The organism is Mycobacterium florentinum (genome assembly GCF_010730355.1).
In the GTDB taxonomy this organism is placed as follows: domain Bacteria; phylum Actinomycetota; class Actinomycetes; order Mycobacteriales; family Mycobacteriaceae; genus Mycobacterium; species Mycobacterium florentinum.
Map to the genome: position 1 here is coordinate 2,986,665 of NZ_AP022576.1, position 20,347 is coordinate 3,007,011.

Consider the following 20,347-nt stretch of genomic DNA (forward strand, 5'->3'; position numbering starts at 1 on the left):
ACCCAGCAAACACCACTAGGGCAATCGGGGGCGATGCCGCTTATCGTGGGGCGGGACGCCGTTGACGCCCGAGATCGACATGGCATAGCTGCCGACCGCGTATGCCACGCCAGAACCCATGACGGCCAACGCTTCCCGGTTGATGTTGTCGATCGTGTCCCGGGGACTCTGGAAATTGGGGTCGAACCCGACACCGGCCTTGCCGCCCCACAGTCGTGCTTGCACAGGGGTTTTCAGCTGCGACGCGCCGGTGCTCATGCCGCCGATCGGCACGCCCGCGACCATGAACGGGTGGTAGTCGGTCCGGGTGCCCAACGGCATGTCGGCGGGCCGCTTCCCGGCCAGGTTGAGATATCCGGACAGCGTGCGCTCGATACCGGCCGATCCCTCGGGCACATCGCCGGCCGCGACCCCCTGTCCGGGCGGACCGGACTGGTCGCCGTCATCGGTGAAGAAGCCGGCGTTGGGCGAACCGAGCAGGTTGAAATTCAAGTACATCGCGATGTCGTTGAGCTGCTCGTCATCCAGGCCGAACACGTAATCCATGACGCCGTTGAGCCCGTCCTCGTCGGCACCCCAGAACACGAAGCGCACCGCGTCGTTCACCGGTGCCAACGGCCCCAGCTGCAGTGCGGTTTCCAGCACCGCGGCCACCCCGGATCCGTTGTCATTGATGCCCGGACCACTGCGCGGGCCGTCGAGATGAGCGCCGACCACAATCACGTCGTCGGTCGAGCCGGTTTTGGTCTGCGCCAGCACGTTTCGAGAAGTGATCTTGACGTTCTCGGCGTCCAGCACCAGGCGGACCCGTGCGGTGGCGTTGGTTAGCGCGCTGCCACCATAGCTACCCACGACAGCGACCGGCATGGTCAGCTGCTTGTAGTAGCCGGGGGTGAACAACGTGGGCGGGGCGCCCTGGCCGGTGGACGCGCTGACCACGATCAGCGCCGCGGCCCCCTTGTCGCGCGCGCTGTTCTGCTTGTCGACCACCGAGCAGCGTGCGTCGTTGACGACGGCGATCGCACCCGCCGGCAGCGCGGCCGGGTAGTCCCCCGGCGCGCAACCCGACGGCTGCGTGGGCGCAACCGGTTGGCCGCTGAGGCCACCGGGCGGGGTCCGTACCAGCAGCGAGGCCTGGTCGACCGAGTAGGTGCTGCCGGCGATCGTCAGCGACGGCTTGCCCGGCGCCACCGCGATCAGGCGGTCGAACTCCGGCATGGATACCTCGAATCCCTTGCTGCGCAACGCTTTCGCGATATACTCAACGCTGGCGTCATAGCCCGGCGTCCCCTCTGCCCGGTTTCCCTTGTTGGCGTTGGCGATATCCTGCAGCGCGTGCAGGTGGGTGAACATCCCGTCGGCGGTGACCTTTCCGGCGAGCGCGCGGCCGAGGTCCGGCGCGGCACCCGGCGGCGCCGGCCGCGGCGACGAGCACCCCGCCACCAGCCCGATCAGCACCAGCACCGAGCACAGGCGACGGATCATGGCTTTGCGAGCACGTGGCGGGTGCGGTCTGCCATGACGGGAACCCCGTTGTGCCCGGTGAGGTCTTGGGCGTACAGAGCGATCGCGTAGGCGACGCCGGCACCGTTGATGCCCAGCGAGGTGCGGTCGATGTGATCGAGGGTGTCGGTCTTCTGGTGATAGTTCGGGTCGAACGGCTCGTCCGCCGTCCCGCCCCACAACTTGGCCTGGTCGGCGGACTTCTTTGCTTCCGCACCGGAGAACAGACCGCCCGCCGGGATTCCGGCCAGGGTGAAGCCGTCGTAGTCGGACCGTCCGTCGAACGATGTGTCCTCGGCGGTCTTGCCGGCCGACTTCAGGTAGGCGACCAGCGTGCGCTCGATGCCGGCCGAGCCTTCGGGGACCACGGGTTGGCCGCGGGTATCCGCCGGCAGGGATTGGTCACCGTCATAGGTGAAGTAACCGGGGTTGGGCGACGCCAGCATGTCGAAATTGAGATACAGCGCAATGTTTTTGAGGTCGTTGAAATTCAGGGACTCGACGTAGTTGCGCGATCCGATCAATCCGAGTTCCTCGGCCCCCCAGAAGGCGAAGCGCACCGCGTTGTGCACCTGAGGTGAATTCCCCAGCTGCACCGCGGTTTCCAGGATTGCGGCCACGCCAGAGCCGTTGTCGTTGATGCCCGGGCCCTCGGCCACGCTGTCCAGGTGCGCACCCGCCATCACCACGTCGGTGGTCGAGCCGGTCTTGGTCTGGGCGATGATGTTGCGCGCTTTGAAACTCTTGCTGGTGGCGTCCAGCTTGATCGTCGCCGGCCCGGGCTGGGCGCGCAGCTGCATTCCGGTGGATTTGGGGACGCCGACCGCCGGGATCTTCACCTCGGTATTCGCCCCCAGTGTGCCGCCCATCTGCTCCTCGTCGACGTTGTCGGCGACGATCATCGCCACGGCGCCGCGCTGCGCCGCGGCGTTCTCCTTCTGCGCGAACGGGCAGGTGCCGCGGTCCACCAGCACCACCGCGCCCTTCACCGGCAGGTTGTCGTAGTCCGACGCCGCGCACGCCTGGCCGTTGCCGGTCGACACCGCCAGCAGCGGGCCGCTCACCCCGTCGGGTCCGGTGCCGAGGCTGAACTCGAGCGCGTGCGCCTCGACGGCCTTACCGCCGACGGTCACCGCGGGCTTCTCGGCGTGAAAAACCCGCGCCGAAAACTCGGGGGTCTGCACATCAAAACCGCTGTGGCGCAACGTATTCACCACATAATCGACGCTGGCCTCGTAGCCGGGTGTGCCCACCGTCCGGGTGCCGTTATTGGCGTTGGCGATGTCTTGAAGCTTGGTCAGGTGCGCCATCATCGCGTCGGCCGTGACCTTGTTGCGCACCGTGGTGGCGAATTCCGCCGCGCCGTGTTCGCTCGACTGCTGGGAGTTCGCCGACCGATGCGAGCATCCGGTCAACATTGCGGCGAGAGCGACCGCGGCGAGCAGCGCCGCCGTTCGGGAGTTGTTCACCATCGCGCCCAAGGTTAGACGCCCGTCGCTCGTCAGCGCACTCGGCTCACCGCGGCGTGAGGTCAGACATGCAGCCCAGTGAAGGGGGCAAACGGAATGTTGCGCACCACAAACCAAACCGACACCAACGACAGCGCCACCACGGCCGCCCAGCGTTGGTGTTGCCAGCTCCTGATCCGGCGCCCCGTCACGCGGCCGTAGGCCCAGACCAGGTATGCCCAGACCAACAGCACGACCGCCGCCAAGCCCAACGCGTTGAATCTGGCGGCGGCCGTGAAGTTGCCGTGCAAGAGCGAGTAGAGCATGCGCAGGCTGCCGCATCCGGGACAGTCGATACCAAGCAGAGCCTTGGTGGGACATACCGGCAGCGGGCCACCCGGGGTTGTCGGATCACCCACCCAGGTGGCCGCGCACACCAACGTCGTCGACGCGGCCACCAAGAGCGGGGCGCCGAGACGCAGCGGGAGCGACCGCTGGGGGATCACCGTACGTGCAACCCCTTTAGAGCATTGCGGCCAGCGCCGCGGGGGTCGAGGTGTCGGCCGTCATGGCGATGATCGCCAGCACGATGCCGTACAGCACGGCACTCACGACCGCGGCGATAACCGACCACTTCACCCACTTCTTGGCGGCGTCGGCCGCGGCCTGCGCCTCGGCGTACTGACCCTGCGCCCACAACCCACTCACCTGAGTGGATTTGACGATGGCCACGATGCCGAACGGCAGACAGCAGAACAATGTCGCCAAAATGGACCACACCAAATAGTTATCGGGTTGCCCCGCAGGCTGCTGCGGCGGGTACCCCGGGGGTGGCGGTTGTGCAGTCATGAATTCTCCAGTCACGAGAAGTTAGCTGGCGTGAAGCGGTGCCTACCATACCTGAGCGGAGTCGCGAGGGCACTAGGTACGCAAAAATCAGTTCGCCGGGACCCGCGACATCGGCGTCGCCACAGGGGCTCTCCCAGTGCTCAGGTTAGCTCGAAAGCCGGTGTTCAGACGAAATGCGTTGTGTGGGTCGCGTTCCCGTTGACAACCAGAATTGCCCAGTTCAGCGTGGAATAATGCCCAGAAAGACAATGTCCGCTGGAATATATTGCACAGCCACGACATAGCCCTACGATTCCCATAGCGGCACCGCGCCGGGACCACCGAAAGGAGCCGTTGGGTGTCCCCTGAAACCAACCCGCTGCGCGTCGCGACGGCCGCGGCGCTGGTGGGTGGTTTCGCGTTTGCGGGCGCCGCGATGGCAGCCGCCGACCCCAACACCGGCAACGCCGCGGATATCAACACACTAGCCAGCGTTCTGTCGAAGGGATACGGCCTCAACAACTGCACCGCCCAGGCGGTTCCCAGCGGGGCACTGGCCTACCTACAGTGCGGACAGAGCCCCGACCCTGGCGGCCCGATACTCGGCAAGTACTTCCTGTTCGGCGATGGCGCCGCCCTGACGAGCTCCTTCCAGCGCGTCATCGGGGGTGACGCCCTGAGCAACTGCGGGGATGCATCCTCACCGACGCCATGGCATCAAGGCAGCTCCACGACCAGCGCGGGATCGGTGGCGTGTGGGACATTTCAGAACCATGCCGAGATCGTTTGGACCAACGAGGCCAAGAACATGCTGGGCGTGATCCGCGCCGCCGGCGGCGACGTCCCGGCGCTCTACAAGTGGTGGCGAGACAACGGCTGAGCTTTCCGGTTGGGCCGCAACGGGTTCCATGTGCGATGTGCCAGAAATGTTGCCAGTGTAAATGGTATGCGCCGGAATGGGTTGCATGGCGGCGGTTTATCCCTACGATCAGTCTGGCAAACATTTTGCTGGGACCGCCCGTCCCGGCGGTCCCACAATCCCTCAGGAGTCGAGGATGCTTCACCCGACCAACCCGCTGCGCGCCGCGGTGGCCGCAGCTCTGACGGCCACCTTTTGCTGCGTCGGTACTGCCACCGCGACCGCGGACACCACCGGCAGCTCGGCCGATGTCAACACACTGGCCACTTCGCTGGCGAAGGGGTACGGCCTCAACAATTGTCAATCGTCTCCTTTGACGGGTGCCGAAGTGGCGGAGCTCCAGTGCGGGCAAAACCCCGACTCCAGCGGGCCGGCTTCCGCGGTATACCAGCTGTTCAAGAGCGCCAACGACCTCAGCGGTGCGTACGCTTCCAACCTCAAAGACGTGACCCTGTCCTCGTGCAGCGGCAGCGGCAGCAAAGAACCGGGCCCCTGGCACCAAGCCAGTTCCGAGCAGGCTGGTGGTCAGATGGCGTGCGGAACCTACAAAGACGTCAGCCTGGTGCTGTGGACCGTCGACGGCAAAAACGTGTTGGGCTCCCTCTTTTCCAAGGCCGACGTCCCGTCGCTGTACAAGTGGTGGCAAGCCAACGCCTGATCTGGGTTGGGCCGCAACGGGTTCCACTCTGGTGTCGCCGGAAATAGTGCCGGTGTAAACCATATTCGCCGGAATGGGTTGCATAGCTGTGGTTTGCCCCTACGATCATTCTGGCAAAGACAAATAACGTCGGCGCAGCCTTCGGGGCGGTTACCAAATTTCAGGAGTCGAGGATGTCTCACCGAACCAAGACGCTGCGAGCCGCGACGGCTGCAGCCTTTACAGCGACCTTCTTCTGCGTCGGTACTCCCACCGCGATGGCGGACAACAACGCCACGCTGTTGAGCGCCCTGTCGAAGGGCTACAGCGCCAGCAACTGCTCGTCTCAGGCGGTGTCCGAGGTGCAGGGCTCGTTTACCGCCACGGTCGTTGCGGTCTTGCAGTGCGGACAGAACACCGACTCCAGCGGCCCGATGGGCGGCAAGTACTTTCTGTTCGCCAACAGCGCCGACACGGCCAGCTCGTTCACCAAGCTGATCAGCAGCGACACCCTGACCAACTGTGGCGACGCCAAGTCGCCCACCACCTGGCACCAGGGCAGCTCCGACTCCGCCGGACAGGTGGCGTGTGGGACGGATTCGGGCCAGGCCGAGGTGCTCTGGACCGTCGACGCCAAGAATGTACTGGCCTTCGTGCGCGCGTCCAACGGAGACACGGCCGCCCTCTACAAGTGGTGGCAGTCCAACGGCTGAGTTTTAGAGTTGAGCCGCAACGAGTTCGGCCACCGCGCTCATCCCCGCACCGTTGGGGTGTAGCGGGGCGGGCCGACCCGGCAGCGGCACAACGTATTTCGCCGGCGTAGTGGTCCACGGCTGCGCAGACCACGCGTGATGGTCACGGCTGGCCGCGCCGGCGCCGACGATTTCGCAGCCGGATGCCGCGGCCGCGTCGGCGGTGAGTCGTTCCAGCGTCGCGGCCACGTGGCGACCCAGGTCGGCATCCGCATCCGAAATCGGAGGTGCGGATACGCCCGCCGGCGGCAATATCGTCAGGTAGTCGACGAAGAAAACCCGGGCGTGCGGCGCCCGCGCGCACACCGCTTTGCCGACCGCACACAGGGAATCGAACGCTTCCGCCAGGGCCCGCTCGCGCGCGCCACGGTCCAGCAGTTCGGCGATCCGCGTGCCCATCAGCGGCAGCCGCCGGGCCGGCCGCGGCAGTGCGGCCGCCATCAGCAACGGGACGTAGCCGACGTCGTTACCGCCGATGGTGATGGTGACCACGTCCTCCGTGCCGTCCAGTGCGGTGATCTGGGGCGGCGCATTGTGCTGACGATCGGCGAGGATGTGGGCGGTGGTAGCGCCGGAAAAGGTGACATCAACAAAGTCCCTGCCCAGACCCAGGTTCATCCGCTCGGCGAGCAGATGCGGGTAGTTGTGCGCCGATCTGCCCGACCATCGGGGTGCATCCTGGGCGCGCGGCTGGATGCCCGGACCGGCGGCCATCGAACTGCCCAGCGCCACATACCGTTTCGATGGACCCTTCGCTTCGCTCATCGCCCGCGCGGTTTCATCGTTGCGGACTGGAGGCGTGCGCCCAGAAACGTTTCGGGATCCGCCCGGCACGTCGCGCCAGATAGCCGGCGGTGACCGCGGCCGCCATCGCGGCGGCCATCGCGGGCGGATCGGTGGCCCGGGTCACCGCGCTGGCCAACAGCACCGCGTCACAACCCAATTCCATCGCCAGCGCGGCGTCGCTGGCGGTACCGATGCCGGCGTCGAGGATCACCGGAACGCCGGCCCGGGCGACGATCATCTCGATGTTGTGCGGGTTCGTGATGCCCAGTCCGGTCCCGATCGGCGAACCCAGCGGCATCACCGCCGCGCATCCGGTGTCTTCCAGCCGTCGCGCCAGCGCCGGGTCGTCGTTGGTGTAGGGCAGAACGACGAATCCGTCGTCGACCAATTGCTCTGCGGCCCGCACTAATTCGACCGCATCGGGCAACAGCGTGCGCTCGTCGGCGATCACCTCGAGTTTGACCCAGTTGGTGTCCAGTGCCTCGCGCGCCAACTGTGCGGTCAGCACCGCTTCCGCCGCGCCACGGCATCCCGCGGTGTTGGGCAGCGGCGTGATGCCGAGCCGGTTGAGCAGGTCCAGCAGTCCGGTACCGCCCTCGGCGTCGACCCGGCGCATCGCGACCGTGGTCAGCTCGGTGCCCGAGGCGGTCAATGCCTCCTGAAGCACCGAGAGGCTGGTCGCTCCACCGGTTCCCATGATCAGCCGGGACGCGAAGCTGCGGTCCGCGATCGTTAGCTTGGACTCAACCACCCTGCACCGCCGTCACTACCTCGAGCCGAGCACCGTCGAAAAGCTTTGTGGTCCAACTGGACCGGGGCAGCAGGGCATCGCCCATCGCCACCGCGATACCCCGTTCCGGAAAGCCCAGCGATTCCAGCAACCCGGCGACCGTGGTCTGCCCGTCGACCTCGACCGAATTTTCGTTGACTACCACGATCATGAGTGGGCTCCAACCGGAACTAGTTCGGACACAATCTGTTCGGCGGTCCAGGGCGCCAGCAGAAAACCTGACCTGCCGTGACCGGCGGCGACCAGGGTGCGTTCGTCCAGGCGATACACGAGAGGCAGGTTGTCCGGCGTCATCGGGCGCAGCCCGGCAGCACACTCGGCCAGCTCGTATTCACCCAGGGCCGGCAGCACCGCACACGCGTCGTCCAGCAGGTCACGCACGCCGGACACCACCGGGGCGGTGTCGCGGCCGTGCTCGTACTGCGTCGCGCCCACCACCACCCCGTCCGCACGCGGCACCACGTACACCTGTCGCCCGTGCACACGCGCGCGAATCACTCTGCTCAGCAACGGCATACAGCCCTTCCGCCAGCGCAGTCGCAGTACCTCGCCCTTCACCGGGCGCACCGGCAGCCCGGGCAGGAGCGCCGGTGCGTCGATGCCGTTGGCGATCACCACCGCGTCGCCTTCGACCCGCGACAGGTCGTGCGCCGGCGGCGCCCACTCGACGCCGAGACGTTCGCAGTGCGACGCCAGCGCGTCCACCACGGCGCGGTTGTCCACGGCCAGCTCGGTGGGCGCCCGAAAGCTGTGCCGGATGCCTTGCGCCAGAAGAGGTTCGGCGTCACGTGCGTCCGGCTCCCAGATCACCGGATGCCCCTGGCCGGCCAGCCAGTCCGCTACGGTGCGCAGGTCGGCGACGTCGGCCCGGTCGACGGCCACCACCAGCGACTCGCGGGCGGTGACCACCTCTGGCGGCAGCCCGTCCAGATAGCCGCCCTCACGCCACAGCCGCAGCGACTCCAGGCCCAGCCGCAGCAGTCGTTCCTCGCCTGGCCAGCCCTCGCTGTGCGGGGCCAACATGCCGCCGGCGACCCAGGACGCGCCGTGGGCGCCGGTGCGGTGCACTCGCACCGACCATCCGGCTTGGGCTGCCCGGCGCGCCACCGACAGCCCGATGACGCCGCCGCCGATGACGGCCAGCGTCCCGTTCGGTGCACCTGAATGCATCTCCGCTCCCTTCGCCGGCATGATCCGGATCAGGTGTGACGGTAAGGACAGCTCCGGCTACTCCGGCTGTGCCCACTCTCAGCCCCGCAGATCGCCCGGGACTCCCGTGTCTTGGTTGTTCGGGTTCTACGCTAGCGCGCTAGCGTCGCGGTGTGCACGATCGTGTTGCCCGTCTTGCCGCCGCCCGGCTCTATCTGTGTACCGACGCGCGGCGCGAGCGCGGCGACTTGACCCAGTTCGCCGACGCCGCCCTGGCCGGCGGGGTGGACATCATCCAGCTGCGCGACAAGGGATCGGCTGGTGAACAGCGGTTCGGCCCGCTGGAGGCGCGCGACGAGCTCACCGCCTGCGAGATCCTCGCGGGCGCGGCCCGCCGGCACGGCGCGCTGTTCGCGGTCAACGACCGGGCCGACATCGCCCGTGCGGCCGGGGCCGACGTGCTGCACCTGGGCCAGGGCGACCTGCCACCGGCACTGGCCCGCGAGATCGTCGGGCCGGACCCGCTGATCGGCCTGTCCACCCACGACGCCGACCAGGTCGCCGACGCCGCCGAGGCCCGCGTCGACTACTTCTGCGTCGGCCCGTGCTGGCCCACCCCCACCAAACCCGACCGCGCCGCACCCGGGCTGGGACTGGTCCGCACCGCCACTGCGCTGGCGACCGACAAGCCGTGGTTCGCGATCGGCGGCATCGACGAGCAGCGGCTGCCCGAAGTGCTCGAGGCCGGAGCCCGGCGCATCGTGGTGGTGCGCGCGATCACCGCGGCCGAGGACCCCCGGGCCGCGGCCGAGCGACTCAGGTCAGCGCTTCGAGCAACGAGTTGATCCGGGGGCTCAGGTGCGACGCGGGTTCATCGGCATCACCCGGCATACACCAGACGAAGACTCCGGCGTCGATCTCCAGCGTGCGCGGCAGGTGCTGGCGCCGTTCGTCGCCATGCCCCAGCGGAACCAGCGCCGTCGCGGTGCGCAGCCGCTCCCAGCTGGCGGCGAAACCGGGATGCAGCGGCAGATCGGCCACCTCGCCCTCGGCAACCCAGCGCATTTCGGCGCTTTCCCGGTTGGGCACCGTGCGCAGCAACTCGCCCGCGTCGGCGACGACGGTGGTGTAGGTCCAGTGCGTTCCGGCGATCCCGGCCACCTCGGCGGTGATCACCGTCGCCCGCACCGCCAGCCGCTCGGCGAGCAGGCCGGCCTCTTCGTGGGCTTCGCGGACCGCCGTCTCCTCGGGGGTTTCGTGGCTGTCCCGGGCGCCGCCGGGCAACCCCCAGGTGCCGCCCTGATGGCTCCACACCGCCCGGTGCTGCAGCAACACCGCGGGGGTTCCGTCGGGCCGGGGCGCCCGCAACAGCAGACCCGCCGCGCCGAACCGACCCCAGTAGTGGGCGCCGCTGTCGGATATCACCCATCCGTCACCGTCGCCATGCACGCGTTCAGGATATGCAGGCGATCAACGAAATTGGGGCCGCCTCCCCCCATCCGCCCCGACATCCTCTTAGAATTCGCTTATACAGGTACGAGTGGCGCATTCCAGTGACCCGAAAGTTGAGGTCTGAACACACGTGACGGTTGAGCTGGCGCACCCGTCGACCGAACCGCTGGGGACGCGGTCGTCGGGCGAACCGGCCCACCCCCGGTGGTGGTTCATCTCGACCACCCCCGGCCGCATTCTCACGATCGGCATCGTCCTGGCGGCGCTCGGGGTCTCCAGCGCCTTCGCCACCTCGACCACGATCAACCACCGCCAGCAGGTGCTGTCCACGGTGCTCAACCACACCGAGCCGCTGGCGTTCGCGGCCGGACGGCTCTACACCACGCTGTCGGTGGCCGACGCCGCGGCGGCCACCGCGTTCATCGCCCAGGCCGAGCCGTGGCCGGTGCGGATGCGTTACGAGCAGGCCATCACCGACGCGGCGGTCGCCGTCACCCGGGCTTCGAGCGGCCTGACCGATGAACCGCTGGTGCAGCTGCTCGGCAAGATCAACGCCGAGCTGGCCGTCTATACCGGCCTGATCGAAATAGCGCGGACCAATAACCGGGAGGGCAACCCGGTCGGTTCGTCGTACCTGTCGGAAGCCTCGGGCCTGATGCAGTCGACGATCCTGCCCGACGCGGCACAGCTCTATCAGGCGACGTCGGAACGGGTGGACGCGGAAACCACCGCGTCCACGCACTTTCCGGCCCCGGTCGTCCTCGTCATTGCCACCACGGTGGTCTTCGGCGTGTTCTCACACCGCTGGCTGGCGCGTCGCACCCGGCGCCGAATCAATCCGGGGCTGGTCGTGGGTGCGCTCGGTATCCTCGTCATGGTGGTGTGGGTCGGGACTGCGCTAACAATCTCTACGACCGCCAGCCGTAGCGCCAAAGACACGGCGGCCGAGTCGCTCAAGACCGTGACCAGCGTGGCGATCACCGCGCAGCAGGCCCGAGCCGACGAAACGCTGTCGCTGATCCGGCGCGGTGACGAGCAGATCCGCAAACAGTCGTTCTATCAGCGCATCGAGTTCATGCATCAGCAGATCGACCAGTACATGGCCCGCAGCGACGCCGTCGACAAACCCGATCTGCAGGGCGCCGACCAGCTGTTGGTCCGCTGGCGCCAAGCCAACGACCGGATCAACTCCTATATCTCGGTCGGTAACTATCGATCCGCCACCCAGATCGCGCTGGGCAGCGCCGAGGACGACTCGACGCCCGCGTTCGACAAGCTCGAAGATCAGTTGGGCAAGGCCATGACCCAGTGCCGCGCGCACCTGCGCAACGACGTCATCAACGCGCGCAGCGGGCTGTCCGGGGCTCAGGTCGGCGGCGTGGTGCTCAGCCTGGGTGCCGCCATCGCGGTCGCCCTGGGGCTGTGGCCGCGGCTGAAAGAGTATCGATAATGAACCGTCTGCCCAGGATCCGCCGGGCGTGCGCCGTGCTCGCCACGGCGATGGTGCTGGCGGGTTGCGGGCACACGGAATCGCTGACCGTGGCCACCGCGCCGACATTGCCGCCGCCCACCCCGGTCGGCATGGAGCAGCTGCCGGCAGAGCCACCGCTGCCGCCCGACGAGGCCGGCCAGGATTGCAACGCCACCGCCAGCCTGCGCCCCTTCGCGACCAAGCCCGAGGCCGACGCCGCGGTGGCCGACATCAGGGCGCGCGGCCGGCTGATCGTCGGGCTCGACATCGGCAGCAACCTGTTCAGCTTCCGCGACCCGATCACCGGCGAGATCACCGGCTTCGACGTCGACATCGCCGGTGAGATCGCGCGCGACATCTTCGGCGCCCCGTCACACGTCGAGTACCGGATCCTGTCGTCCGACGAACGCATCACCGCACTGCAGCACTCCGAGGTCGACATCGTCGTCAAGACGATGACCATCACCTGCGACCGCCGTAAGCAGGTGAACTTCTCCACCGTCTACCTCGACGCCAACCAGCGGATCCTGGCCTCGCGCGACTCGCCGATCGCAAAAGTGGCCGACCTGTCCGGCAAGCGGGTCTGCGTGGCCAGGGGCACCACGTCGTTGCACCGCATCCGCCAGATCGACCCGCCCCCGGTGATCGTCTCGGTGGTGAACTGGGCGGACTGCCTGGTCGCCATGCAACAGCGCGAGATCGACGCCGTCAGCACCGACGACTCGATCCTGGCCGGGCTGGTCGAGGAAGACCCGTATCTGCACATCGTCGGGCCGAACATGGCCACCCAGCCCTACGGCATCGGCGTCAACCTGGACAACACCGGGCTGGTCCGGTTCGTCAACGGAACACTGGAGCGCATTCGCCGAGACGGCACCTGGAACACCTTGTACCGCAAGTGGTTAACGGTTCTCGGCCCGGCGCCCGCCCCGCCCGTGCCTAGGTATGTGGACTGATGACCGAGGCCGAGCACGACGCCGACGCCGAGGACACCGACCCCGGCACCCAGCCGCCGGACGCACAGACCGGTGCGACGACGGGGCGCGCGCATGCCACCCAGGCGCTCTTCCGTCCCGACTGGGAAGACGATGACGACGACGACCTGCACATCGCGCTCGGCAGCGTAGACACCGAACCGCAAGACCGGATGACGGTCGCGACGCGAGTGCTGCCGCCGACCCGCGAGCTCGGTGGCGGGCTGGTCAAGATCCCCCGCATCCGCGACATCGACCCGCTCGAAGCCCTGATGACCAATCCGGTGGTGCCGGAGGGCAAGCGGTTCTGCTGGAACTGCGGAAAGCCGGTGGGCCGGTCCTCCTCCGAGGGCAAGGGGGCATCGGAGGGCAAATGCCCGTCCTGCGGAAGTCCGTATTCGTTTCTGCCCCAACTGAATCCCGGCGACATCGTCGCGAACCAGTACGAGGTCAAGGGCTGTATCGCGCACGGCGGGCTGGGCTGGGTGTACCTGGCCGTCGACCACAACGTCAACGACCGACCGGTGGTGCTCAAGGGCCTGGTGCATTCCGGTGACGCCGAGGCCCAGGCGATCGCGATGGCCGAACGGCAGTTCCTCGCCGAGGTCGTCCACCCGCAGATCGTGCAGATCTTCAACTTCGTCGAACACACCGACCGCCACGGCGATCCGGTCGGCTACATCGTCATGGAGTACATCGGCGGGCAGTCGCTCAAGCGGGGCAAGAAGGACCCCCGGCTGCCGGTGGCCGAGGCCATCGCCTACCTGCTGGAAATCCTGCCCGCGCTGAGCTATCTGCATTCGATTGGCTTGGTCTACAACGACCTCAAGCCGGAGAACATCATGCTCACCGAGGAGCAGCTGGAGCTGATCGACCTGGGCGCGGTGTCGCGAGTCAATTCGTTCGGCTACCTCTACGGCACACCCGGCTACCAGGCGCCGGAGATCGTGCGCACCGGCCCGACGATCGCCACCGACATCTACACCGTCGGACGGACGCTGGCCGCGCTCACGTTGAACCTGCGCACCCGCAACGGCCGCTACGTGGACGGGCTGCCCGAGGACGACCCGGTGCTGTCCACCTATGACTCATTCGGCAGGCTGCTGCGCCGCGCCATCGACCCCGACCCGCGGCGCCGGTTCAGCTCCGCCGAGGAGATCTCCGGGCAGTTGATGGGTGTGCTGCGCGAGGTCGTCGCCCAGGACTCCGGAGTGCCCCGGCCCGGGTTGTCCACCCTGTTCAGCCCGAGCCGGTCCACCTTCGGTGTGGACCTGTCGGTGGCGCACACCGACGTCTACCTGGACGGGCAGGTGCATTCGGAGAAGCTGACCGCCCGGGAGATCGTCACCGCGCTGTCGGTGCCGCTGGTCGATCCGACCGACGTCGCCGCGCCGGTGTTGCAGGCGACGGTGCTCTCGCAGCCGGTGCAGACCCTGGACTCGTTGCGCGCGGCGCGGCACGGCTCGCTGGCCGCCGAGGGAATCGACGTCTCGGAGTCCGTCGAGCTGCCGCTGATGGAGGTCCGCGCGCTGCTGGATCTCGGGGATGTGGCCAAGGCCACCCGCAAACTCGACGACCTGGCGGAGCGGGTGGGCTGGCGCTGGCGGCTGGTCTGGTTCCGGGCCGTCGCGGAGTTGCTCACCGGCGACTACGACTCCGCCATCAAGCATTTCACCGAGGTGCTGGATATCTTCCCCGGCGAGCTGGCGCCGAAACTTGCGTTGGCCGCTACCGGCGAACTCGCCGGCAATGTCGACGTGGACAAGTTCTACCGGACGGTGTGGCGTACCAACGACGGCGTGATATCGGCGGCCTTCGGGTTGGCGAGATCCCTTTCCGCGGCGGGGGATCGGATGCGTGCGGTACGCACCCTCGACGAAGTACCCGCTACCTCGAGGCATTTCACCACTGCGCGGCTGACCAGTGCGGTGACCCTGCTCTCCGGCCGATCGACCAGTGAGATCACCGAGGAGCAGATCCGCGACGCCGCCCGGCGAGTCGAGGCACTGCCGCCCACCGAGCCGCGGGTGTTGCAGATCCGCGCCCTGGTGCTCGGCGCTGCGATGGACTGGCTCGAATCAAACCAGGCCAGCACCAACCACATCCTCGGCTTCCCGTTCACCAGTCACGGGCTGCGGCTGGGCGTCGAGGCATCGCTGCGCAGCCTGGCCCGGGTAGCGCCCACCCAGCGGCATCGCTACACCCTCGTCGACATGGCCAACCGGGTACGCCCCACCAGCACCTTCTAGTTCGTTTGGTTGGCCCTCGGGGCTTTCGTTGTGCGTCCAGGGCTTTGGGTGTGCGCCCTTGGCTTTGGGTGTGCGCCCAGGGCGGAGACACGCCGATGAACCCCGCCGCCAGCGCACACTCAAAGCCGTTGCCGCACACTCGAAGCGGCCATGGCGGCGCGGATCCGGCGCAGAACCTCGGCGGGCCGGTCCTCAGCGACGACCCGAACGACGATCCAGCCCATCTGCTCGAGCATCTCGAGCCGACGGATGTCTTTGACGTATTGCCGCCGATCCGTCCGGTGGTGCTCACCGTCATATTCCACCGCGACCATGCAGTCCTCCCAGCCCAGGTCGAGGTAGGCGACCGGCATGCCGTCAACACCGACCACCGGTATCTGCGTCTGCGGCCGAGGCAGGCCCGCATCGATCAGCAGCAGCCGCAGGTAGCTCTCTCGCGGCGACTGCGAACCAGCATCAACCAGCTCCAGCGCCGACTCCAGTCGCCGCAGCCCGGGCGAATGGGGGTGGTATTTCGCAACGTGAAGCGCGTCTTCGACTTTGAAACCCGTTGCCCGTGCGAGCGCATCGAGCCGGACGACCGCCGAACGAATGGCGCCACGCCGCCCGATGTCGAAAGCGGTTCGCTCCGGAGTGGTCACGTTAAGCCCGTCGATGACCTGAATCTCGCTTTCCAGCAACGTGTCGCGCCGCGTCAGCACGCCAGGTGGTGTACGTGGGTTGGCGTGTATCAGCTCTACCGGGACACCGTCGGGAATCCATTGGGAGCCGTGTAATGCTGCGGCGGCCGCTCCCGCGACAACCCCTTGACGCTTCGACCACAGCCAAGCCGCTAAGACGCGAAGCTCAAGTGACGGTTCGATGCCTATGGGCAGGTAGACATTGGGAAACACCGCACGGTAGCGAGTCCGCAGCTGATGGCGACTGAGCATGCCGGACGCCAATGCCTCGCTGCCGATGAACGGTTGACTCGAATCCCACATGGCGTGAACCGTCGCACAGCGGGCACTGACGGCGAATTCACTTATGCACAGGGGCGGTGAACGTGTGCCCAGGGCGATGAATGCGCGCCCAGGGCTTTGAGTGTGCGCCCAGGGCGGAGACACGCCGCGGAACCCCGCCGTCAGCGCACACTCAAAGCCGTCAGCGCACGCTCAAGCCAGCAGGGCTGCGCAATCGCGGGCGATCGCCAGTTCCTCGTTGGTCGGGACGACCAGGACGGTGATCGGCGAACCGTCCGCCGAAATCCGCTGCACGCCTTTGCCTGCCGACTGGTTACGGCTTTCGTCGAGCACGATGCCCAGCTCATCCAGCCCGGCCAGCGAGTCACGACGCACCCCCGCATCGTTCTCGCCGATCCCCGCCGTAAAGCTGATGACATCGGTGTGCCCAAGAACGGCCAGGTAGGCACCGATGTACCTGCGCAGCCGGTGAATGAACACGTCGTACGCCAATTTCGCCGAGCCGTCGCCGGATTCGATCATCGCGTGCAGCCTGCGGAAGTCGCGCTCACCGGCCAGACCCCAGACGCCCGACCGATTGTTGAGCATGGACTCGATCGCCTCGACGTCCATCTTCGCGGTACGCCACAGGTAGCTGATGACGCCGGGGTCGATGTCGCCGCTGCGGGTACCCATCACCAGACCCTCTAGCGGGGTCAGGCCCATCGACGTATCAACCGGCCGGCCGCCGGTGATCGCCGAGGCCGAAGCGCCGTTGCCCAGATGCAGCACGATCTGATTCAGACCGTCGCTCGGCCTATCCATGAATGCGGCGGCCTGCTCGCTCACGTACCGGTGCGACGTGCCGTGAAATCCGTAGCGGCGTATCCGGTATCGCTGCGCCAGCTCCCGGTCCATCGCGTACGTTGCGGCCGCGGCGGGCAGGTGGTGGAAGAAGGCCGTATCGAACACGGCGATGTGCGCAACGTCCGGCAGCAGCTTGCGCGCCACCTTGATGCCCTGCACCGCGGGCGGATTATGCAGCGGCGCAAGCTCTGACAGCGTCTCGAGCTCGGCGACCACGCCGTCGTCGAGCAACGTCGGGCGATAGAAGGTCTGGCCGCCGTGCACGACGCGGTGTCCGACCGCCAACAGCCCGCTCGACTTGAGGTCCACGCCATCCTCGGCCAGCTGGTGAAACGCCAGGCGCAGCGCCTCTTCGTGATCGGCGGCCCGCCCCGAGGGCTCACCGATCTCCCCGATCACGCCGGCGCCCAGCGACTCATCCGAATCAGGGTCCACTACTTGAAATTTCAGCGACGAGGAACCCGAGTTGATCACCAATACCGGTCGGTCAGCCATGTCCGACGCCCTGCGCCTGAATTGCGGTGATCGCAATGGTGTTGACGATGTCTTCGACCAGCGCGCCACGCGACAGGTCATTCACCGGCTTGCGCAGGCCCTGCAGCACCGGACCGATCGCGATTGCCCCGGCGCTGCGCTGCACCGCCTTGTAGGTGTTGTTGCCGGTGTTCAGGTCGGGGAAGATCAGCACGGTGGCGTGACCGGCCACCGGCGAGTCGCGCAGCTTGGTGGCGGCCACCGAGGGTTCGATCGCCGCGTCGTACTGGATCGGCCCCTCGACCAAGAGCTTCGGATCCCGGGCGCGTACCAATTCCGTTGCGGTCCTGACCTTTTCGACGTCAATCCCGGTTCCGGAATCACCGGTGGAATAGGACAGCATCGCCACCTTCGGCTCGATGCCGAACTGCGCGGCGGTGCGCGCCGAGCTGATCGCGATGTCGGCGAGCTGTTCGGGCGTGGGGTCCGGGACGATCGCGCAGTCGCCGTAGGCCAGCACCCGATCGGGCAGGCACATCAGGAAAATACTGGACACCGTCGAGACGTCCGGGACGGTCCTGATGATCTCGAACGCCGGGCGAACGGTGTGTGCCGTGGTATGCGCCGCACCGGACACCATCCCGTCGACCATGCCGCTGTGCACCAGCATGGTGCCGAAATACGAGACGTCGTGCATGATCTCGTGGGCCCGCTCGACGGTGATTCCCTTGGCCTTGCGCAATTCGGCGTACTGCTTGGCGAAATGGTCGCACAGTTGCTCGTCCTGCGGATCGATGATCGTGGCGTCCCGCAGGTCGACGCCGAGTTCAGCAGAGCGCGAACGGATTTGAGAGTCATCACCCAGGATGGTCAGGTCGGCGATGCCGCGCTTGAGCACCCGGCCCGCGGCCTTCAGGATCCGGTCGTCGTTGCCTTCGGGAAGGACGATGTGCTTGCGGTCGGACCGGGCCCGCTGCGTGAGCTGGTGGGTGAACATCTGTGGGGTGGTGACGGTGGGGATCGGAATGGCAAGCTGCGCAATCAGATCCGCGACGTCCATGTGGGTGTTCACCAGCTCTACCGCGGTGTCGATCTTGCGGTGCGAGCTGGCCGTGACTCGCCCGCGGGCCGCCGCGACCACGCTGCCCGCGTCGTAGGTGCCCAGCGTGGTGGCGATGATCGGCAGCCGCAGTCGCAGGCCGGACACCAGCGAAGCGATGGATGGATGCAGGTCGAACCCACCGTTGAGGATCAGGCAGCACAGCGACGGAAACCCGTCGGCCGCATGCGCACTCGCGACGGCCAGCACGACGTCCGAGCGGTCGCCGGGGGTGATCACCGCCATGCCGTCGCGCAACCGCTCCAGCACATGGTCAGCGGTCATGCCCGCCACCAGCACGCCCATTGCCTCGCGCGAAACCAGTTCGGCCTCGCCGCTGACCAGCGTGCCGTGCACGGCCGTCTGCAGTTCGGCCACCGTCGGCGCCAGCAGCAGCGGTTCGTCGGGCAGCACATAACCCGGTGGCGTGAACATATGCAGCGCCTCGGCGACGGCACCCACTTCGGCCGGGTCGCACCTGTTGGCGACCACCGCCGCGGTGTGGGCACGCTGCGCGGCGAGCTCGGCCAGACACACCTCGACGACCGCGGCGACCTGATCGGCGGTGCGGTCCTTGGCGCGCACCGCCAACAGCACCGGCGCTCCGAGATTGACCGCGATGCGGGCGTTGACCGACAGTTCTGCGGGGCCGGTGACATCGGTGTAGTCGCTGCCGACGATCACCACGGCGTCGCATGCCTGCGCCATCGCGTGGTAGGCGTCGACGATGCTGGCGATCGCCGCGTCGGTATCGGTGTGGATCTCCTGATAGGTGACGCCCACGCACTGCTCGTAGGACAGGCCCGCGGTGGTCCGCGTGAGCAGCAGCTCCAGGATGTAGTCGCGATCCTCCCCCAATCGCGTGATCGGCCGGAACACACCGACTTTGGCGACCGTCGCCGTCAGCCGGGTGAGCAGCCCCAGCGCGATCGTAGACTTGCCGGTCTCGGGCTCGGGCGCCGCGATGTAAATCGCGGAGGTATCAGCCAAGTCGCCGTAGCCTGGGTGCCAGGTCCTTCTCAAACAGCTCCAAGAACCGGCGCTGGTCGTGACCGGGCGCGTGGAACACCAAGTGGTTCAGGCCCCACGTCACGTACTGACCGACCTTCTCGACGGCCTCGTCGGGATCCGACGCGACGATCCAGCGCTTGGTGATCTGCTCGATCGGCAGCGCGTCGGCGGCCTTCTCCATCTCGATCGGGTCGTCGATGCTGTGCTTCTGTTCGGCGGTCAGCGACAGCGGCGCCCAGAACCGGGTGTTCTCCCGCGCCAGTTCGGGGTCGGTGTCGTACGAGATCTTGATCTCGATCATCCGGTCGATGTCGTCCGGGTTCTTACCCGCCGCTTCGGCGCCCTCACGCATCGCGGGGATGAGCTTGTCCTGGTACAACTCCTCGCCCTTACCGGAGGTGCAGATGAACCCGTCGCCGGCGCGTCCGGCGTACTTGGCCACCTGCGGGCCGCCCGCGGCGATGTAGATCGGGATACCGCCCTCGGGCACGTCGTAGATCGAGGCGCCCTTGGTCTTGTAGTACTCGCCGTCGAAGTCGACGCGGTCGCCCAGCCACAGTTCGCGCATCAGTTTCACCGACTCGCGCAGCCGCGCGTAGCGCTCCTTGAACTCCGGCCATTCGCCCTCGTACCCGGTGGCGATCTCGTTGAGCGCCTCGCCGGTGCCGACGCCGAGGAAGATGCGGTTCGGGTACAGGCAGCCCATCGTGGCGAAGGCCTGGGCGATGACGGCGGGGTTGTACCGGAAGGTCGGGGTGAGCACCGACGTGCCCAGCACCAGCCGCTCGGTGCGCTCGCCCACCGCGGTCATCCAGGCCAGCGAGAACGGCGCGTGTCCGCCCTTGTGCCGCCACGGCTGGAAATGATCGCTGACGGTGGCGCTGTCCATACCGTGTGCTTCGGCGGCAACGGCCAGTTCGACGAGCTCGCGCGGTGCGAATTGTTCAGCAGACGCTTTGTATCCAAGTTTCAGTTCAGCCACCCGTTCTTTCTACTC

At 67.2% G+C, this 20,347-nt stretch carries 20 protein-coding genes; 7 read left to right on the plus strand and 13 right to left on the minus strand.

Annotated features, from left to right (window positions below; genetic code table 11):
- Nucleotides 1-15 precede the first annotated feature (15 nt).
- Genes G6N55_RS14155 through G6N55_RS14170 form a run of 4 tightly spaced genes read right to left on the minus strand, consistent with a single transcriptional unit; the run spans nucleotide 16 to nucleotide 3,800 of the window.
- Complete coding sequence (locus G6N55_RS14155) at nucleotides 16-1,485, minus strand: M28 family peptidase (protein WP_085222692.1); 1,470 nt, start codon at nucleotides 1,483-1,485, stop codon at nucleotides 16-18.
- Complete coding sequence (locus G6N55_RS14160; RefSeq protein ID WP_085222691.1) at nucleotides 1,482-2,975, minus strand: M28 family metallopeptidase; 1,494 nt, start codon at nucleotides 2,973-2,975, stop codon at nucleotides 1,482-1,484. The genes G6N55_RS14155 and G6N55_RS14160 overlap by 4 nt, the downstream gene beginning before the upstream one ends.
- 59 nt (nucleotides 2,976-3,034) lie before the next feature.
- Nucleotides 3,035-3,457: a DUF2752 domain-containing protein gene (locus G6N55_RS14165; RefSeq protein ID WP_232079006.1), complete on the minus strand. Its 423-nt coding sequence runs from the start codon at nucleotides 3,455-3,457 to the stop codon at nucleotides 3,035-3,037.
- A gap of 16 nt (nucleotides 3,458-3,473) precedes the next feature.
- Nucleotides 3,474-3,800 carry a CD225/dispanin family protein gene (locus G6N55_RS14170; RefSeq protein ID WP_085222690.1) on the minus strand — a complete coding sequence of 109 codons (327 nt, stop codon included), beginning with the start codon at nucleotides 3,798-3,800 and terminating at the stop codon, nucleotides 3,474-3,476.
- A gap of 337 nt (nucleotides 3,801-4,137) precedes the next feature.
- Here G6N55_RS14170 and G6N55_RS14175 point away from each other — a divergent pair, with 337 nt between their 5' ends.
- The 3 genes from G6N55_RS14175 to G6N55_RS14185 all read left to right on the plus strand — a co-directional run bounded on the left by G6N55_RS14175 (nucleotide 4,138) and on the right by G6N55_RS14185 (nucleotide 6,048).
- A complete protein-coding gene (locus G6N55_RS14175; protein WP_085222689.1) occupies nucleotides 4,138-4,659 on the plus strand; it encodes a serine/threonine protein kinase in 522 nt (173 codons plus the stop codon).
- Between the two features lie 175 nt (nucleotides 4,660-4,834).
- Nucleotides 4,835-5,356: a hypothetical protein gene (locus tag G6N55_RS14180; protein WP_085222688.1), complete on the plus strand. Its 522-nt coding sequence runs from the start codon at nucleotides 4,835-4,837 to the stop codon at nucleotides 5,354-5,356.
- Between the two features lie 173 nt (nucleotides 5,357-5,529).
- Nucleotides 5,530-6,048: a hypothetical protein gene (locus tag G6N55_RS14185; RefSeq protein WP_085222687.1), complete on the plus strand. Its 519-nt coding sequence runs from the start codon at nucleotides 5,530-5,532 to the stop codon at nucleotides 6,046-6,048.
- A 3-nt stretch (nucleotides 6,049-6,051) separates the two neighbouring features.
- Here the strand turns inward: G6N55_RS14185 and G6N55_RS14190 are convergent, their stop codons facing one another.
- From G6N55_RS14190 to thiO, 4 genes are read right to left on the minus strand one after another with little or no spacing between them, the layout of a single operon-like run.
- Nucleotides 6,052-6,852: an SGNH/GDSL hydrolase family protein gene (locus G6N55_RS14190; protein WP_085222686.1), complete on the minus strand. Its 801-nt coding sequence runs from the start codon at nucleotides 6,850-6,852 to the stop codon at nucleotides 6,052-6,054.
- 13 nt (nucleotides 6,853-6,865) lie between these two features.
- Nucleotides 6,866-7,624 carry a thiazole synthase gene (gene thiG, locus G6N55_RS14195; RefSeq protein ID WP_085222685.1) on the minus strand — a complete coding sequence of 253 codons (759 nt, stop codon included), beginning with the start codon at nucleotides 7,622-7,624 and terminating at the stop codon, nucleotides 6,866-6,868.
- Nucleotides 7,617-7,814: a sulfur carrier protein ThiS gene (gene thiS / locus G6N55_RS14200; RefSeq protein ID WP_085222684.1), complete on the minus strand. Its 198-nt coding sequence runs from the start codon at nucleotides 7,812-7,814 to the stop codon at nucleotides 7,617-7,619. Before thiS ends, thiG begins: the two co-directional genes overlap by 8 nt.
- Entirely contained in the window at nucleotides 7,811-8,833 is a 1,023-nt protein-coding gene (thiO, locus tag G6N55_RS14205; protein WP_085222683.1) for a glycine oxidase ThiO, read from the minus strand. Before thiO ends, thiS begins: the two co-directional genes overlap by 4 nt.
- A 152-nt stretch (nucleotides 8,834-8,985) precedes the next feature.
- Here thiO and thiE point away from each other — a divergent pair, with 152 nt between their 5' ends.
- Nucleotides 8,986-9,657: a thiamine phosphate synthase gene (gene thiE / locus G6N55_RS14210; RefSeq protein WP_085222682.1), complete on the plus strand. Its 672-nt coding sequence runs from the start codon at nucleotides 8,986-8,988 to the stop codon at nucleotides 9,655-9,657.
- On the opposite strand, the gene G6N55_RS14215 is transcribed toward thiE, so the two are convergent.
- Nucleotides 9,629-10,261, minus strand: coding sequence for an NUDIX hydrolase (locus tag G6N55_RS14215; protein ID WP_085222681.1), 633 nt, complete (start codon nucleotides 10,259-10,261; stop codon nucleotides 9,629-9,631). The genes thiE and G6N55_RS14215 overlap by 29 nt on opposite strands.
- Before the next feature lie 133 nt (nucleotides 10,262-10,394).
- On the opposite strand from G6N55_RS14215, the gene glnX reads away from it, so the two are divergent.
- The 3 genes from glnX to G6N55_RS14230 are packed head-to-tail and all read left to right on the plus strand — an operon-like array spanning nucleotide 10,395 to nucleotide 14,958.
- On the plus strand, nucleotides 10,395-11,714 hold the full coding sequence (gene glnX / locus G6N55_RS14220) for a protein kinase G-activating protein GlnX (protein ID WP_085222680.1): 1,320 nt from the start codon (nucleotides 10,395-10,397) through the stop codon (nucleotides 11,712-11,714).
- A complete protein-coding gene (locus tag G6N55_RS14225; RefSeq protein WP_085222679.1) occupies nucleotides 11,714-12,691 on the plus strand; it encodes a glutamate ABC transporter substrate-binding protein in 978 nt (325 codons plus the stop codon). Before glnX ends, G6N55_RS14225 begins: the two co-directional genes overlap by 1 nt.
- A complete protein-coding gene (locus tag G6N55_RS14230) occupies nucleotides 12,691-14,958 on the plus strand; it encodes a serine/threonine-protein kinase PknG (protein WP_085222678.1) in 2,268 nt (755 codons plus the stop codon). Before G6N55_RS14225 ends, G6N55_RS14230 begins: the two co-directional genes overlap by 1 nt.
- Before the next feature lie 119 nt (nucleotides 14,959-15,077).
- Here the strand turns inward: G6N55_RS14230 and G6N55_RS14235 are convergent, their stop codons facing one another.
- From G6N55_RS14235 to fgd, 4 genes are all read right to left on the minus strand, one after another.
- On the minus strand, nucleotides 15,078-15,941 hold the full coding sequence (locus G6N55_RS14235; protein ID WP_085222677.1) for an endonuclease domain-containing protein: 864 nt from the start codon (nucleotides 15,939-15,941) through the stop codon (nucleotides 15,078-15,080).
- A 171-nt stretch (nucleotides 15,942-16,112) separates the two neighbouring features.
- Nucleotides 16,113-17,261: an acetate kinase gene (locus G6N55_RS14240; protein WP_085222676.1), complete on the minus strand. Its 1,149-nt coding sequence runs from the start codon at nucleotides 17,259-17,261 to the stop codon at nucleotides 16,113-16,115.
- Nucleotides 17,254-19,329, minus strand: a complete 2,076-nt coding sequence (gene pta / locus G6N55_RS14245; protein ID WP_085222675.1) for a phosphate acetyltransferase — start codon at nucleotides 19,327-19,329, stop codon at nucleotides 17,254-17,256. The genes G6N55_RS14240 and pta overlap by 8 nt, the downstream gene beginning before the upstream one ends.
- Nucleotides 19,322-20,332: a glucose-6-phosphate dehydrogenase (coenzyme-F420) gene (fgd, locus tag G6N55_RS14250; RefSeq protein ID WP_085222674.1), complete on the minus strand. Its 1,011-nt coding sequence runs from the start codon at nucleotides 20,330-20,332 to the stop codon at nucleotides 19,322-19,324. Before fgd ends, pta begins: the two co-directional genes overlap by 8 nt.
- Nucleotides 20,333-20,347 lie beyond the last annotated feature (15 nt).

Coding starts and splice junctions, on each gene's coding strand:
- G6N55_RS14155 (WP_085222692.1), bottom strand. CDS start 1,485: ATGATCCGTCGCCTGTGCTCGGTGCTGGTGCTGATCGGGCTGGTGGCG.
- G6N55_RS14160 (WP_085222691.1), bottom strand. CDS start 2,975: ATGGTGAACAACTCCCGAACGGCGGCGCTGCTCGCCGCGGTCGCTCTC.
- G6N55_RS14170 (WP_085222690.1), bottom strand. CDS start 3,800: ATGACTGCACAACCGCCACCCCCGGGGTACCCGCCGCAGCAGCCTGCG.
- G6N55_RS14180 (WP_085222688.1), top strand. CDS start 4,835: ATGCTTCACCCGACCAACCCGCTGCGCGCCGCGGTGGCCGCAGCTCTG.
- G6N55_RS14185 (WP_085222687.1), top strand. CDS start 5,530: ATGTCTCACCGAACCAAGACGCTGCGAGCCGCGACGGCTGCAGCCTTT.
- G6N55_RS14190 (WP_085222686.1), bottom strand. CDS start 6,852: ATGAGCGAAGCGAAGGGTCCATCGAAACGGTATGTGGCGCTGGGCAGT.
- thiS (WP_085222684.1), bottom strand. CDS start 7,814: ATGATCGTGGTAGTCAACGAAAATTCGGTCGAGGTCGACGGGCAGACC.
- thiO (WP_085222683.1), bottom strand. CDS start 8,833: ATGCATTCAGGTGCACCGAACGGGACGCTGGCCGTCATCGGCGGCGGC.
- G6N55_RS14225 (WP_085222679.1), top strand. CDS start 11,714: ATGAACCGTCTGCCCAGGATCCGCCGGGCGTGCGCCGTGCTCGCCACG.
- G6N55_RS14230 (WP_085222678.1), top strand. CDS start 12,691: ATGACCGAGGCCGAGCACGACGCCGACGCCGAGGACACCGACCCCGGC.
- G6N55_RS14235 (WP_085222677.1), bottom strand. CDS start 15,941: ATGTGGGATTCGAGTCAACCGTTCATCGGCAGCGAGGCATTGGCGTCC.
- G6N55_RS14240 (WP_085222676.1), bottom strand. CDS start 17,261: ATGGCTGACCGACCGGTATTGGTGATCAACTCGGGTTCCTCGTCGCTG.